This is a genomic window from Corynebacterium lactis RW2-5 (assembly GCF_001274895.1).
Lineage (GTDB): Bacteria > Actinomycetota > Actinomycetes > Mycobacteriales > Mycobacteriaceae > Corynebacterium > Corynebacterium lactis.
This window is the reverse complement of sequence record NZ_CP006841.1, coordinates 1394000-1408173: the sequence shown is the minus strand read 5'-3', so window position 1 is coordinate 1408173 and position 14174 is coordinate 1394000. Positions and strand designations below refer to the sequence as shown.

Below are 14174 nucleotides of genomic sequence, written 5' to 3'. Positions count from 1 at the left end.
AAAACGTGCGCTGACCTCTGCAGCGATTTCAAGGCCGGGGAGCCGAACGTCTTAGGGGAGAATTCTCCGCTGGGCACACCGGTTCCCCGGCCTTTCGCATCGGGGGCAGGCGCGCGTTACTTGAGTAGGGAGTTTCTATGCCTAAAGTCAGCGACCAAGCTTTGGCACTGCGGCGGCACGAGATTCTCGACGGAGCCAGGCAGTGCTTTTCGGAGTTCGGATACGAGGGCGCAACTGTTTCGCGTCTGGAAACTGCCACCGGGAAATCGCGCGGGGCGATATTCCATCACTTCGGGTCTAAAGAGGGGCTGTTTCTCGCCCTCGCTGAGGACGATGCGGCTTCCATGGCTGAGATCGCAGAAAGTTCCGGACTAGTCGAGGTGATGCGAGACATCGTCGCTCACCCTGACAAGCACGAATGGCTGGGAACTCGTTTGGAGATTGCCCGAAAACTTCGCTCGGACGCGGAGTTTCGATTCAAATGGCTTGAACACCAGGACCGTTTGGATGAAGCGGTCCAGCAAAGGCTCCTTCAAACGTCGTCAAGCGGTTCCCTGCGAGGCGATTACTCTGTCCGAACTATGCAGTTGTTTCTGGAGCTAATTCTGGATGGCATTATCGTCCGGTTAGCATCTGGCCGCTCTGTTGAAGAATTGGATATTGTCCTGGATCTTGTCGAAGATAGCGTTCGTCGCAACACTAAATAATCGCTATCGCTCCTAGCCCGCTGCTGCTTCTTGCGCAGCGGGTTTTTCAGTGCCGTCGTAAAGCGTATTTAGTTAAATGGCGACTAAATGGACTAAGCTGTCTAGTTATGAAGACGGGAAAGTTCTTATTGGTCGCGCTGCGCCCCGCAGACGGTGCAGGGCGGGCTGAATATCTCGACTTCCTCGAAGCCTCGGGGCTGGAGAAGGAAGAGTTAGATCTTCTCACCGTGGCGCGCCCGGACACTGTCCTTCCGAATCTTGGCGAGTACGCGGGTGTCTTTGTTGGTGGCAGTCCCTTTAATGTCACCGACCTGGAGCATTCTGATTTGCAGAAGCACTCGCACGACCTGCTATATCAGGTCTTAACCAGTTCGGTACCAGCGCTATTTACCTGCTACGGAGCCAGCTATACCGCTTTCACTTTCGGCGGCCTAGTAAATAGGGATTTTGGTGAAAAGGCCGGCGTTTCCCGTGTCGAGCTCACCAACGCCGCGCAATTGGACCCCGTCGCTCAAGTACTTCCTCCATGCTTTGGGGCATTGACTGGGCACAAGGAGTCCGTTGCAATTCTTCCCCGCCACGCGAGTCTGCTGGCGAGTGGTCCTACCTGCCCGGTTCAGATGTATTCAATTGGTTCTCGAAACTGGGTTACTCAGTTCCATCCCGAAATGAACGCAGCTGGGCTTCTGCGAAGGATGTCCTTTTACGCCAACGATGGCTATTTCCTGCCGGAGGAAGTCGAGGAGATCAAGCGGACGATTGAGGCCGCAGACTTGTCTGGGGTCGCACTTATAATTCCCCGATTTGTCGACTATGCGTTAGAGATCTTCAACGCGCGGGAGAAGGCGTTTCACAATGCCTGACCCCGCGGTTATCCGTGCTGATTCGACGAAGCCGTTCTTGCTCCTGTCCACCAGGGGGGAGGACGTGGCGGCGCACGCGGAGCACCTCTCCTTCGCCGGAACTGCCGGTATCGCTCCTGCGAAGCTGCACCAGATCCGACTCGAAAAGGGCCTTCCTTCGGCACTGTCTCTGGATGATTACTCCGGCATTATCGTCGGCGGAGGCCCGTTTAATTCCTCGGATGAGATTAAAAGCGGCCTTCAAAAGCGAGTCGAGTCCTGGTTCGACGATGTTTTGGCGGAGGTGCTCGATCGGGACTTCCCATTTCTGGGTGCCTGTTACGGGGTTGGCCTACTGGGTATGGCTGGCTCCGGCTCGGTATCTCGTCGGCACGGTGAAGAGGCCGACGTCATCACAATTAAGAAGACTGCGGAAGGCACGGTCGACCCGATACTTGAAGGACTGCCCACGACGTTCCACGGAATAGTAGGACACAAGGAAGCAATTGACCAGCTTCCGGCCGATGCAACGTTGCTAGCAACGGGCGACAATTGCCCCGTTCAGATGTTCCGTATCGGTGCCAATGCCTACGCAACACAGTTTCATCCGGAACTGGATGCTGACACCTTCGCGCAGCGCCTGCGCATATACTCGAACCAAGGTTATTACCAACCAGGTTCGGATAGTGCCGCAGTGGAGGCTGCGCGACGTCTGGATGTTAAGCGCAGTGGCCAAATCCTGCGAAATTTTGCACGGATTCATGTCGCGAGAAGAGTCTGACTAACTGAGAGATTTCGAGGGGTTTCCGTCTGTGGTGAGTAGTTCGGATAAGGCCCGCATCAGCAGCCCTATGATGCCCTCGATTGAGTTGGCTGTTTTGCGGGCCGGTGCGCTAATCATTTCGATAACTGGTCTCCTGTGGCAGATTGAATCGGTCTTTCGATCCATTCCGCCTTCAGCTTTCTTCACGCACTGGTTTCCTTTCGCATCCGTTTTTGCCTTCGTCCTGAGCGATGTCTTGCTGCTGGTTGCCTTTGCGCTAAACACCCGCAGGGCCCTTATCTCCGCGCTGCAGTTCCCCATGTACATCATGCTGGTCCTGCTAGCGTTCGCTTTCACTTACGACGATGTACAACGCACTCCCGTCGGAAATGCACTCTGGTTCAGTCCGTTCGCGGGACTTGCGCTGGTCGCCTTCGCAATGACTGTCCCGCTGCGAATCAGCTTGTCGATTATGGCTTTCGTCCCTGGGCTCATCGCGGTTTTGAATTCCTGGTTCCTCGGCCACACCTTCTGGCTGGATATGCTTGCCGACGTCGGCTTTAACCTCGTCAATACCTTTCCGTTTGTTATCTTTTCGGGTTCCGCACGGCCCGTCGCGAAGCTGATTGACGATACCTATTCGCAGTCACGAAAAGTCACGGAACGCGCCGAACGAATCCGGGTCCAAGGCGAGGCTATGGGCACGTTCACCGCCTACGTGCACGATTACGTCCTTGCGGCGCTCAGCGCTATCGGGAAGGGAATGAATGTAAGTTTCTCGCTCGATGCGCAGACGGGACAGTTCTTTTCGCCCCGGGACTATGTCGACGGAACACGCTTCGGCCGTCGTGTAGCGGAGCAGGTAACTAAGGTCTCGAATGATACCGAAGTCGCAGTGAACCTAGCCGACCCGTCTAAGCCGGTGTATATCCCGGGAGAGGTTGCCAACACTCTGCTTCTTGCAGTGTCCGAGGTAGCTACGAATTCACAGAAACACGCAGGTGACGACGCGAAAAAGTCCTGCTCCGTGGATATTCTTCCGGGTGAGGTCCACATCCGGTTCACGGATGACGGTATCGGATTTGACGCCCAGAGTATCGATCCGCACCGTGCCGGTGTGCGGCTGAGCGTCAAGGGCCGCGTCGACTCCCTACGCGGTGGAGAAGCAAAAGTCGTGTCGGCCCCGGGCCAAGGTACTACGGCGGTGCTGTCCTGGCGAGGTAACACCTCCCCAGTTGCCGACGAAGTCGAACAACGGGAGATGCCTGAGGCGGCGTCGGTCTACAACTTGATGGGAATGTCCATCGTCTACTCGTGGCAGTTCTATGTTGCGCTATTGGCAATTATGGTGATTGTTCTGACGAGTAATGATCAGCTCCTTTTCCCCTCTGGGCAGATCAGCCTCGCCATCTTTGCTATTTTGTCCGCTGTTTTGATGTTCGGACGATACGATCAACTACCGCTGGGACGCACAGTTTTTGTTTCCACTGCTTTAGTCTGGCTGGCTGTTGTCGGCGTATTCCAGCCGATGCCCAACTTGATTGAGTGGTCGTACCTGTGGCACTTCAACATCGTGGCGCTATTGGCAGCGATGTTCGCTATTCGAGGTCGTCCCCTCGCCGCAGTTTTGTCGGTGGCTATGGCGTTTGTTCTCGTGCAGTCGCTGCATGTGTTCGGGGTGATTCCGAACCATCACGTAACCGGAATCGATCTCCTGGTCAGGTCGGTAATTGTAGTCGCAGGTGTGCTCACGGCGATTATGGTCGGCTTCCTGACACGTAATGTTCCTGGCTCTATACAGGAGTACAACCGAGCCCTGTTTGAGGCTGCTGCAGCCAAGGAGCTGGAGCGCAGCATGCAGAATAACTACGAGTGGCTGGAAAATCAGGTTGGCCCGGTATTCCTGGCGGCAAACGCTATGGAGACTCCGACGCAACGTCTGCAACAGCGGGCCCGGCTGACGGAGGGAAAGCTGCGGGACGTCCTGCGCTCCCCCCGCCTGAATAATCCGGCGCTGCACCAGAGCGTTTGGGAGGCTCGGGCCCGCGGGGTTAAGGTGCGCCTTATGGATGATCGGCGCCACGAGCCTCGAAATAGCTCAACGTCCGATGTGCGCGACTTTCCGCTCATCGACGAGGATGCGGCCGTTCAAAAGTTACTCCCCGAGTTCCTTCAAGTTATTGATGACGCGGAGGAGGGGCAGGTCACAATTCGACTTCTTCCCCCCGGCAGGCGTGCGTTTGCTTCCATTTCGGATAAAAATGGGGTCCAAAGGTTTAATAGCGCTGGAGAGAAGATTTAATGCGAGATTTCACTGAGGACGTGGCTGCGGAAATCGGAAGCGTCGGCGATACGGACGTTACGGTGAACAGCGGCCAGGATGAGCGGAAACTCCGCGTCGCTGCAATCGACGATCACGCCCTGACTCTTCAGGGATTAAAGGCTCTTCTTGGCAGTGCCGAGGACATGGATCTGGTGGGGTGCTTCGGGACAGTCCCGGAACTGCTGGCTGCGACCGCTAATGATGATCGTCTCGATGCCGTCGTGCTCGACCTTCGCCTGGCAGATCAGTCCGACCCGGCGCAAAACGTCCTTTCTCTGGAATTGGTAACCGATCACGTGCTCATTCTTTCCTCTGCCGAAAGCCCCTATCTGGTGCGCAAGGCGGTGCGCACCGGAGTCATGGGCGTGGTTCAAAAATCGGAGTCACCAGAGACAATCCTCTCCGCGGTGCGGCTGGCGGCTTCGGGCAAGGGGGCGCTGACCACTGAGTGGGCCTCGGTCGTCGACTCAGATCCGTTATTGGACTCGGTTGACCTGTCCGAGCGTCAGCGAGAGGTTTTGGAGCTCTATGCCTCAGGCGAACCTACTAAGCGCGTGGCCACCATGACGGGTCTGACCCCGAACACGGTTCTCGATTACCTAGGTCGAATCCGGGCAAAATACGCGGCGGCAGGCCGTGCGGAGCACAGCCTGAACAAGTCGGAAATCTACCGCCTGGCCCAACAGGATGGCTACCTGCCGGGACCGATGGACGTCGGGTAGAGCAAGCTCTTAAGCTGCGGCTAAGGCTTAAACTAGGCGAGCTCGACGATTTCCATATAGTCGTCGCTCCACAGGTCCTCTGTTCCGTCGGGAAGCACGATGACGCGCTCCGGTTCGAGGGCCTTTACTGCTCCCGGGTCGTGCGTGACCAGGACGACGGCTCCCGTGTATGTCTTCAGTGCGTCGAGCACCTGCTCGCGGGACATCGGGTCCAGGTTGTTGGTGGGCTCGTCGAGAAGCAGCACGTTTGCACGCGAGCTGACCAGGGTGGCCAGTGCTAGGCGGGTTTTCTCACCGCCTGAGAGTGTTCCGGCGGGTTGCTCCAGCTTGTCGCCGGAGAACATGAACGCGCCGAGCAGGCTGCGCAGCTCCGGCTCGTTGACGTCGGGGCAAGCGTAGACGGTGTTTTCCCAAACGGTCTTATCCGGATCGATGGTGTCGTGCTCCTGTGCGAAGTAGCCGATCCTCAGTCCGTGCCCAGAGACGATGCCGCCCTCTCCATCGGTGCGTTCGACACCGGCTAGCAGCTTCAGGAGAGTCGTCTTTCCTGCGCCGTTGAAGCCAAGCACGACCACGCGCGAGCCCTTGTCGATTGCCAGGTCGACGCCGGCGAACACCTCGAGGGAGCCGTACATCTTGGTCAGCCCCTTGGCGTTGAGCGGGGTCTTGCCGCACGGCGCCGGTTCCGGGAAGGAAATATGGGCGACCTTGTCTTCCAGACGCACCTCGTCGAGGCTGTTCATCATTCGGTCGGCTCGAGCGACCATCTGCTTGGCGGCCTTCGCCTTGGTGGCCTTGGCACCCAACTTCTCGGCCTGCTTGCGCAGTGCGCTGGCCTTCTTCTCCGCATTGGCGAATTCGCGGCGTCGGCGGGCCTCGTCGGTCGCGCGCGCGGAGAGGTAGTTCTTCCATCCCATGTTGTACACGTCCGCCTCGGCGCGGACCGCGTCGAGGAACCAGACCTTGTTGCACACGGCTTCGAGCAACTCGACATCGTGGGAGATCATAATCAGGCCGCCCTCGTGCTTGCGCAGGAAATCGCGCAGCCAGGTAATCGAATCGGCATCAAGGTGGTTGGTCGGCTCGTCCAGCAGCAGGGTCGTCTGTGACTTTCCCGAGCCTTCCGAGGCCGCAAAAAGGATCTGCGCCAGCTCAACGCGGCGGCGCTGACCTCCGGAGAGGGTTTTCAGCGGTTGGTCCAATACACGCTCAGGCAGACCGAGGGCGTCACAGATGCGCGCAGCTTCGGCGTTTGCCTCGTATCCGCCGAGGTCGTGGTATCGCTCCTCGAGTCGCGAAAACTTCCGGATCGCGGCGTCGCGCTTGGAGTCATCCAGGGTGGTCTCCATGATTTCCTGCTGTCGGTCCATGCTGCGGCGAATCTGGTCTAGTCCGCGGGCCGAGAGCACTCGGTCGCGCGCAGTCTGGTCGATATTGCCCTCGCGGGAGTCCTGCGGGAGGTATCCGATGGGGCCGGACCTGGTGACGGAGCCACCGTAGGGTTCGTTTTCCCCGGAGAGGATGCGCATGGTTGTCGTCTTACCCGCGCCATTGCGTCCAACCAGGCCAATGCGGTCGCCCGGCTGTACACGCAGGTGTTCGCCATCGGCGGTGAGAAGAGTGCGGGCGCCGACGCGGACTTCAAGGTCATGGGTAACAATCACGAACGAGTAGCCTACCATTTATGATCTCTGCTCCCCTCTCCGCCACCGTCATCGGCCTGGGGCCCGCCGGCCGAATCCTGGCCCACCGCGCGGCCGCCCGCGGCTGGGATGTCACCGCCTTCGACCCGGCCGGGGGCACGCTTCCCTCGACCATCGGCCTATGGGCCCACCAGATACCCGGTTGGGCACCGCAGAGCCTGATCGCCGCGGACTTCTTCCCCACCGTTGTGCTTGCCGACGGCGCCTCGGTCCGACTCGGCCGAAAGTACTGCGTCATCGACAACGATTGCCTCGCGAACCTCGGAGGGTTCGAAGTCGTGAAGCGCAAGGCGACGACGGCGGACTGCGTTGGCAAGGCCGCGGTGACTGCCACCGGCGAGGCGGCTGCCGCCTATGGTCCGGAAGGTCAGGCGCGGCAGTTGGCTATAGGCCATATCTTTGAGGTCGGCGACCTACCGGAGGGTGTCGCGGAGCCCGTGCTTATGGATTTCCGGCAAGTCGGCGATGACAGGGGTCCCGCTAGCTTTTCCTACCGGATCCCGCTTGGGCGCGGGAGATTCCTCATCGAAGAGACCATCCTCGCTACAGCGGTACCGCTCAAGAAAGACAGCAGAACTGCGGACGAGAAGTACCTGTTGGATTTGCTGAGGCGAAGGCAGTCACGACGTTTAGAGGACCTCGGCGTCGATTCCCGGGCGGCCGTACAGGAGGAGGTCGTGTCTTTCCCTCTGCTGAGTATGAAAGACCGCTCACAGTGCTTGGCAACTCGATGCCGGTTGCGCCGCCCCACAGCGCAGTCGCTAATTGATGTGTCATTTGGCTTCGCAGGAGGTTGGATGCACCCGGCAACGGGGTACTCGGTGGGGCCCGTTTTAGACGGTGTGGACTCATTTCTTACCGCCCTGGAGCGCGAAGCGCGGTGTGGAAAGCAGGAGGTGTTCGCGGCGTCGGTAAGCAGAATTTGGCTGCTGCGGCTGAGGGAGCGAGGGCTGGCTGCCCTGCTGCACTTTAACCGGGCAGAGACGCTGGAGTTCTTCGCCGCGTTTTTCAGTCTCCACGAGCGGCACATTTTTGCCTACCTGACGGGTACCACGTGGAGCGCGACGATGAGAGCCATGCTGGGGGTAGCGGTTCCTCTATGGAAACGGAATCCCAGGTTGCTTGGGGTGTTGATTCTGGGTTTCCTACAGGGGTGCGCCGCCTGGAGGGCACCTTTATGGAGAAGGTTACGCGAGAAGTAAACGAGGCCTGGTGAAAACCTTAACTAGACCCCCTGTGGGGCTTTATGAATCGCGAGGTGGAAGACTTTATGATTGATGAATGACTTCGACAACTCAGGAGGCTACGGCCTCGCACGAGCATAAACTGCAGCGCAGGCTGCGCGCTCGTCACCTCAATATGATTGCAATCGGCGGTGCCATTGGTACCGGCCTATTCGTCGCCTCCGGCGCGACCATTTCGCAGGCGGGCCCGGGTGGCGCCCTCGCAGCGTATGCCCTCATCGGCATCATGGTATGGCTGGTTATGCAGTCGCTCGGCGAAATGGCTGCATACCTCCCCGTGGCGGGATCCTTCCAGGAGTACGGCCGCCGCTACGTCTCAGACTCCTTCGGCTTCGCGATGGGCTGGAACTACTGGTTCAACTGGGCAATTACCGTCGCAGCCGAGCTGGTCGCCGCAGCGCTGGTGATGCGCTACTGGTTCCCCGACGTGCCGTCGATAGTCTGGTCCGCCGGCTTTTTGGCAGTGCTCTTCCTGCTCAACGCCCTATCCGCCCGCGTATTCGGCGAGGGCGAGTTCTGGTTTGCGACCATCAAAGTCGTCACAGTCATTGTGTTCCTCGTCCTTGGCGTTGCGATGATCTTCGGCATCCTCGGCGGCCCCTCCCCCGGTTTCGAAAACTGGACCACGGGCGATGCCCCCTTCGTCGACGGCGGTCTTGGCCTACTGGCAGTGTTCGTTGTCGCTGGCTACTCTTTCCAGGGAACTGAGATGGTCGGTGTTGCTGCAGGTGAAGCGGAGGACCCGGAGCGCACCATCCCGCGCGCGATCCGAACCATCTTCTGGCGTATTCTGCTCTTCTACATCGGCGCTATTGCCGTTATCGGTTTCCTCATCGCCTACACCGATCCGAACCTGCTGAACTCCGCGGAGGACAACATCGCGGTCTCCCCATTCACCCTGGTCTTCGACCGGGCGGGCATCGCGATTGCCGCGGGCCTAATGAACGCGGTCATCCTCACCTCCGTGCTCTCCGCGGGCAACTCCGGGCTCTATGTGTCCACTCGCATGCTCTTCTCGCTGGCGCGGCAGGGACACGCGCCCCGCTACTTCGGCAAACTCTCCGGCCACGGCATTCCGATGCGTGCACTCATCGCGACGACCATCGTCGGCATGGCGGGCTTCATCACCTCCCTGGTCGGCGACGGCGCCGCCTACACCTTCCTACTGACGCTTTCCGCACTCGCGGGATTCATCACCTGGATTGGTATTTCCTACAGTCACTATCGCTTCCGCAAGTGCCTGAAGGCCCAAAACATTCCGCTGGACTCGCTGCCCTACAAGGCGAACTTCTTCCCAGCAGGCGCAGTCTTGGCGCTTTTTATGTGCTTCTTCGTCGTCGCGGGCCAGGCCCTCGACCCGATTCGCACCGGCGAAAACCTCTTCGCCATCTTGAGTCCCTACCTGGGCATCCCCGTATTCCTGCTGCTGTGGTTAGTGCACAAGCAGCTAACCGGTTCGAAGGCAGTCGACCCCGCCACTGCCGATATGAGCCGCGAGTAGACCACCGTCGAAGGCATGAAAAGGCCCGACCTGCAGCATCCCGCAGGTCGGGCCTTTTAGTTTTAGTGCTCGCTCTCGGCAGAGCGTACTCGAACGCCCTAGACCGAGAACCCAAGAGCGCGCATCTGGTCTCGGCCATCTTCGGTAATCATGTGGGGGCCCCAAGCCGGCGACCAAACCCAGGTCAACTTGAAGTCCCGGATACCTTCAACGTTTGCCACCTCGGCCGCGGTCTGATCGGTGAGCATATCCGTCAACGGACACGCAGGCGAAGTCAGCGTCATGAAGATGCAGGCGATATCGCCCTCTTCAATCCAGATATCGTAGACCAATCCCAGGTCAACGACGTTGACACCCAGCTCTGGGTCGACAACCTCGTACATCGCCTCTTCGACCTTGATAGCCAAGAGATTATCCGCCTCAGTCTGCTCCGGCGGCTCCGGGACCGTCAACTGATTATTCGCCTCCGGGTCCGCAACGGCACCGACCTGATCGGGCGAAGTCTCCTCAGGGGAAAGGGGATCAGTCATGGTCGTGTCCTTCCTCGTCGGATGGAATAGTTACTGTCGCGGTTCCTTCTCCTGAACCGTTCGCGGCGTCAGCCAGCGCCTCCGTAGTCGCTGCTTGGAACGCCTTCCAACCCAAAAGCGCGCATTTGACGCGGGCCGGGTACTTGGATACGCCGGCAAAGGCGATGCCGTCGCCAATGAGATCTTCATCGCCCTCAATCTTGCCGCGGGAGGTGACCATGCGTTCGAACTCAGCGAGCTTTTCCATGGCTTCTTCCACCGGTTTACCAACGATTTCCTCGGCCATCACTGACGTCGAAGCCTGAGATATCGAGCATCCCACGGCGTGGTAGGAAACATCGTCGACAACCTTGAGATCATCGCTGAGAGTGACGCGGAGAGTGAGCTCATCGCCGCAGGAGGGATTGACATGATGAACCTCGGTATTGAACGGTTCGCGCAAACCCGAATGCTGCGGATGCTTGTAATGATCCAGGATTACTTCCTGGTACATTTGCTCGAGCTTCATGCCCTACTCCTTTCTACATTTCCTTAATACATTTGCCAGCGTTAAATTATTCCGCGACACCGAAGAACTTCTGGGCGTGGCGAATGGCGTCGGCAAGCGCTTGCACTTCCTCAGGCGTGTTGTAGACGTAGAAGGAGGCGCGGGCAGTCGACTGGGCATTGAGAATCTGGTGAATCGGCCACGCGCAGTGGTGGCCCACTCGGATGCACACGCCCTGGTCGTCGAGGACCTGGCCTAGATCATGCGGATGGATGCCTTCAACCTTGAAGGAGATGGCACTACCGCGGTTGCTGGCCGTTGTCGGGCCGATGATGGATACGCCCGGAATTTCCTGGAGCTTCTCCAGCGCCAGAGCGGTCAGCTCGTGCTCGTGCTTGACGACGTTGTCCATGCCGAGGCCCTGCAGGTACTTAACCGCGGCACCAAGCCCGACAACCTGCGAGGTCATCATGGTACCGGCTTCGAAGCGCTGCGGAGGAGTGGCGAAGGTGGTGCGCTCCATGGTGACGACCTCGATCATCGAGCCGCCGGTCAGGAACGGAGGCAGAGCATCGAGCAGCTCAGCGCGGCCGTAGAGGGCACCCACGCCACTTGGCCCCAGCATCTTATGGCCGGAGAATGCCAGGAAGTCTACGTCAAGTTCTTTGACATCGATGGGCATGTGGGGAACGGACTGGCAAGCGTCGAGTACTATGAGCGCTCCGACAGCGTGAGCCCTGCGCACCATCTCTTTGACATCGGCGACAGCGCCGGTGACGTTGGACTGGTGCGTAAAGGCCACGACCTTGGTTTTGTCGCTAAGCTCGAGAGAATCGAGATCGATGCGGCCGTCATCGGTTACTCCGTACCAACGCAGGGTTGCACCGGTGCGGCGTGCGAGCTCCTGCCAAGGAACGAGGTTGGCGTGATGTTCTAGCTCCGTGACGACGATTTCGTCGCCTTCGCCGATCTGGTATTTGCCGGCGCGATCGTCCCCGAGGGTGTACGCCACCATGTTGAGAGCCTCGGTGGCGTTCTTGGTGAAGACAATCTCGTCGAAGTCCGCGCCGATGAAGCCAGCAATTGCTTCGCGAGCATCCTCGTATGCGTCGGTAGCTTCCTCCGCGATTTGATACGCGCCGCGGTGGACTGGTGCGTTGTGGTGAGTCAGAAACTCGACCTCTGCATCGATGACCTGTTGCGGGCGCTGAGAAGTAGCGCCAGAGTCGAGGTAGACCAGCTTTTTGCCCTCTCGTACCGTCCGGGAAAGGATCGGAAAATCCTCGCGGAGCGACGGATTGAGCAGGTTGTCCCGATTAAGCATTGATGTACTTGTCGTAGCCGTGCTCTTCCAGGTCATCCGCCAGCTCCGGGCCACCAGAGGTGATGAAGTGACCGTCGTGGAAGACGTGGACGAAGTCCGGCTTCACGTAGTTCAGGATGCGCTGGTAGTGGGTGATGATCAGGATGCCGCCGTTGTTTTCATCCTGGTAGCGGTTGATGCCCTCGGACACGACACGCAGAGCATCGACATCGAGTCCGGAGTCAGTCTCGTCGAGAATCGCGAACTTCGGCTTCAGCAGGTCGAGCTGGAGAATCTCGTGGCGCTTCTTCTCACCGCCGGAGAAACCCTCGTTGACGCTGCGCTCGGAGAAGGAAGGATCGATGCCCAGGTCGGACATAGCCTCGCGGACTTCCTTGACCCAGTGGCGCAACTTCGGAGCCTCGCCACGAACCGCGGTGGCCGCGGAGCGCAGGAAGTTGGACATGGACACGCCGGTTACCTCGACCGGGTACTGCATGGCCAGAAATAGGCCGGCACGGGCGCGCTCGTCGACCTCCATGTCGAGGATGTTAACGCCGTCGAGCAGGATTTCGCCCTCGGTTACTTCGTAGCGCGGGTGGCCAGCGATGGTGTAGCTCAGCGTGGACTTGCCAGAGCCGTTCGGGCCCATGACTGCGTGGGTCTCGCCCGAGTTGATCTTCAGGTTGACACCCTTGAGAATCTCCTTCGGCTTGGAGGTCTCGTCGGTAGGCAGCACCTGCGCGTGCAGGTTGCGGATTTCCAAAGTGCTCATTGTAAAAACTAGTCCTTTTTAGGTGTTAGTCCCCCGGTTCCGACGTGCTAGCCGGGCCCGTTGGAGTCGAGATATATAAGGGTTAGAAGCCTGCGGTGTCGAGCTCTTCGTCGACGAGCTCCTCGAGCTTTTCGCGGACGGAGGCGACCGGAACCTGGTTAATGACCTCGCTGAAAAAGCCACGGACGACCAGGCGACGGGCTGCAAGCTCCGGAATACCGCGGGAAAGCAGGTAGAAGAGCTGATCCTCGTCAAAGCGGCCGACAGTCGCAGCGTGGCCTGCTCCGGCAATCTCGCCGGTTTCAATCTCGAGGTTCGGCACGGCGTCAGCGCGTGCCCCCTCGGTCAGCAGCAGGTTTCGGTTCAGCTCGTAGGTGTCGGTACCGTTAGCCTCTGCGCGAATGAGGACGTCACCGACCCAAGCCGTGCGAGCTTCACGATGAGCGACATTTGGCTCGCCCTGCAGCGCGCCCTTGTACATCACATTGGAGCGGCAGTTGGGAACTGCGTGGTCGACGAGCAGGCGGTTTTCGAAGTACTGGCCGGCATCTGCGAAGTAGACGCCCAGCAGGTCCGCGTCTCCACCCGGCGCGGTGAAGGCTACACGCGGGACAACTCGGACAACCTCTCCACCGAAGGTAGCGACGGTGTGGCGCAAAGTCGCGTCGCGGCCAATCTTGGCGTGGTGTCCGGAGCCGTGTACTGCGTCGTTGTTCCAGTTGATCATGGTCACGACCGCCAGACGTGCGCCATCGCCGACGAGGAATTCAACGTTGTCGGCGAAGGTGCCGCTGCCGCGGTAGTTCAGCACGCAGACTGCCTCAGCGTGGTTCTGGACATCAATGACGATGTGGCCGTAGGCAACCTTGTCCTCGCCCGGGCCGTCGATGTTGATGACAACCGGCTCCTCCGATGCCGTGTCCTTCTCAAAGGTCACCACAGTTGCGTCCTCGAAGCCGGAGAAGGCCTGCGCCGCCACACGGTCCGTCGGCACGCCAGCGCGGCCGAGCTTGGAGTCGCCTCGCTTTACGACGTCAACCTTAACGCCCTCGCGACCTGCGGCGTCGACAGCAATGCTAGCTGCAACCGGATCCCCGGCTTTGCCGTTGTGGAGACCACGCATTTTGCGCAGTGGAGCGAACTTCCATTCCTCGTCGCGACCGTGCGGGATAGCGAAGTCCTCGACGTTGAACGAGGAGAAGATGTCGCCCTTGTTGGCGAGCACACGGCGGTTATGGGCAGCTTGATTTTCGTTGAGAGTAGTAGTCATTGGG

The 14174-nt window shown here is 59.3% G+C and carries 13 protein-coding genes; 7 read left to right on the top strand and 6 right to left on the bottom strand.

Features of this window, described 5'->3' with window-relative positions; genetic code table 11:
* Window positions 1-137 precede the first annotated feature (137 nt).
* The 5 genes from CLAC_RS06200 (at window position 138) to CLAC_RS06180 (ending at window position 5357) form a co-directional block, all read left to right on the top strand.
* On the top strand, window positions 138-707 hold the full coding sequence (locus CLAC_RS06200; protein ID WP_053412161.1) for a TetR/AcrR family transcriptional regulator: 570 nt from the start codon (window positions 138-140) through the stop codon (window positions 705-707).
* 107 nt (window positions 708-814) lie between these two features.
* Window positions 815-1570: a glutamine amidotransferase-related protein gene (locus CLAC_RS06195; protein ID WP_053412160.1), complete on the top strand. Its 756-nt coding sequence runs from the start codon at window positions 815-817 to the stop codon at window positions 1568-1570.
* Complete coding sequence (locus CLAC_RS06190; RefSeq protein ID WP_082313166.1) at window positions 1563-2330, top strand: glutamine amidotransferase; 768 nt, start codon at window positions 1563-1565, stop codon at window positions 2328-2330. Before CLAC_RS06195 ends, CLAC_RS06190 begins: the two co-directional genes overlap by 8 nt.
* A 34-nt stretch (window positions 2331-2364) precedes the next feature.
* Window positions 2365-4614 (top strand): sensor histidine kinase, encoded by a 2250-nt coding sequence (locus CLAC_RS06185; protein ID WP_245621815.1) that lies wholly within the window; start codon window positions 2365-2367, stop codon window positions 4612-4614.
* Window positions 4614-5357, top strand: a complete 744-nt coding sequence (locus CLAC_RS06180) for a response regulator transcription factor (protein ID WP_082313164.1) — start codon at window positions 4614-4616, stop codon at window positions 5355-5357. Before CLAC_RS06185 ends, CLAC_RS06180 begins: the two co-directional genes overlap by 1 nt.
* 32 nt (window positions 5358-5389) lie before the next feature.
* Here CLAC_RS06180 and CLAC_RS06175 read toward each other — a convergent pair whose 3' ends face one another.
* The gene (locus CLAC_RS06175) at window positions 5390-7021 is read right to left on the bottom strand and encodes an ABC-F family ATP-binding cassette domain-containing protein (RefSeq protein ID WP_053413308.1); all 1632 of its coding nucleotides are present in this window, start codon (window positions 7019-7021) and stop codon (window positions 5390-5392) included.
* 20 nt (window positions 7022-7041) lie between these two features.
* Between CLAC_RS06175 and CLAC_RS06170 the strand changes: the two genes are divergently transcribed.
* Entirely contained in the window at window positions 7042-8262 is a 1221-nt protein-coding gene (locus CLAC_RS06170; RefSeq protein ID WP_053412158.1) for a lycopene cyclase family protein, read from the top strand.
* 79 nt (window positions 8263-8341) lie between these two features.
* On the top strand, window positions 8342-9805 hold the full coding sequence (locus CLAC_RS06165) for an amino acid permease (RefSeq protein WP_053412157.1): 1464 nt from the start codon (window positions 8342-8344) through the stop codon (window positions 9803-9805).
* Window positions 9806-9903: 98 nt separating this feature from the next.
* Here the strand turns inward: CLAC_RS06165 and CLAC_RS06160 are convergent, their stop codons facing one another.
* The 5 genes from CLAC_RS06160 to sufD form a co-directional block, all read right to left on the bottom strand.
* On the bottom strand, window positions 9904-10335 hold the full coding sequence (locus CLAC_RS06160) for a metal-sulfur cluster assembly factor (protein ID WP_053412156.1): 432 nt from the start codon (window positions 10333-10335) through the stop codon (window positions 9904-9906).
* Window positions 10328-10843 (bottom strand): Fe-S cluster assembly sulfur transfer protein SufU, encoded by a 516-nt coding sequence (gene sufU / locus CLAC_RS06155; RefSeq protein WP_053412155.1) that lies wholly within the window; start codon window positions 10841-10843, stop codon window positions 10328-10330. The genes CLAC_RS06160 and sufU overlap by 8 nt, the downstream gene beginning before the upstream one ends.
* A gap of 46 nt (window positions 10844-10889) precedes the next feature.
* A complete protein-coding gene (locus tag CLAC_RS06150; protein WP_053412154.1) occupies window positions 10890-12146 on the bottom strand; it encodes a cysteine desulfurase in 1257 nt (418 codons plus the stop codon).
* Window positions 12139-12900: a Fe-S cluster assembly ATPase SufC gene (gene sufC, locus CLAC_RS06145; protein WP_053412153.1), complete on the bottom strand. Its 762-nt coding sequence runs from the start codon at window positions 12898-12900 to the stop codon at window positions 12139-12141. The genes CLAC_RS06150 and sufC overlap by 8 nt, the downstream gene beginning before the upstream one ends.
* Window positions 12901-12982: 82 nt before the next feature.
* Window positions 12983-14170 (bottom strand): Fe-S cluster assembly protein SufD, encoded by a 1188-nt coding sequence (gene sufD, locus CLAC_RS06140; RefSeq protein WP_053412152.1) that lies wholly within the window; start codon window positions 14168-14170, stop codon window positions 12983-12985.
* Window positions 14171-14174 lie beyond the last annotated feature (4 nt).

Excerpts from the sequence above, each read along its gene's own strand:
- CLAC_RS06165 (WP_053412157.1), top strand. The coding sequence starts at position 8,342 with ATGACTTCGACAACTCAGGAGGCTACGGCCTCGCACGAGCATAAACTG.
- CLAC_RS06150 (WP_053412154.1), bottom strand. The coding sequence starts at position 12,146 with ATGCTTAATCGGGACAACCTGCTCAATCCGTCGCTCCGCGAGGATTTT.
- CLAC_RS06180 (WP_082313164.1), top strand. The coding sequence starts at position 4,614 with ATGCGAGATTTCACTGAGGACGTGGCTGCGGAAATCGGAAGCGTCGGC.
- CLAC_RS06160 (WP_053412156.1), bottom strand. The coding sequence starts at position 10,335 with ATGACTGATCCCCTTTCCCCTGAGGAGACTTCGCCCGATCAGGTCGGT.
- sufU (WP_053412155.1), bottom strand. The coding sequence starts at position 10,843 with ATGAAGCTCGAGCAAATGTACCAGGAAGTAATCCTGGATCATTACAAG.
- CLAC_RS06170 (WP_053412158.1), top strand. The coding sequence starts at position 7,042 with ATGATCTCTGCTCCCCTCTCCGCCACCGTCATCGGCCTGGGGCCCGCC.
- sufD (WP_053412152.1), bottom strand. The coding sequence starts at position 14,170 with ATGACTACTACTCTCAACGAAAATCAAGCTGCCCATAACCGCCGTGTG.
- sufC (WP_053412153.1), bottom strand. The coding sequence starts at position 12,900 with ATGAGCACTTTGGAAATCCGCAACCTGCACGCGCAGGTGCTGCCTACC.
- CLAC_RS06200 (WP_053412161.1), top strand. The coding sequence starts at position 138 with ATGCCTAAAGTCAGCGACCAAGCTTTGGCACTGCGGCGGCACGAGATT.
- CLAC_RS06195 (WP_053412160.1), top strand. The coding sequence starts at position 815 with ATGAAGACGGGAAAGTTCTTATTGGTCGCGCTGCGCCCCGCAGACGGT.
- CLAC_RS06190 (WP_082313166.1), top strand. The coding sequence starts at position 1,563 with ATGCCTGACCCCGCGGTTATCCGTGCTGATTCGACGAAGCCGTTCTTG.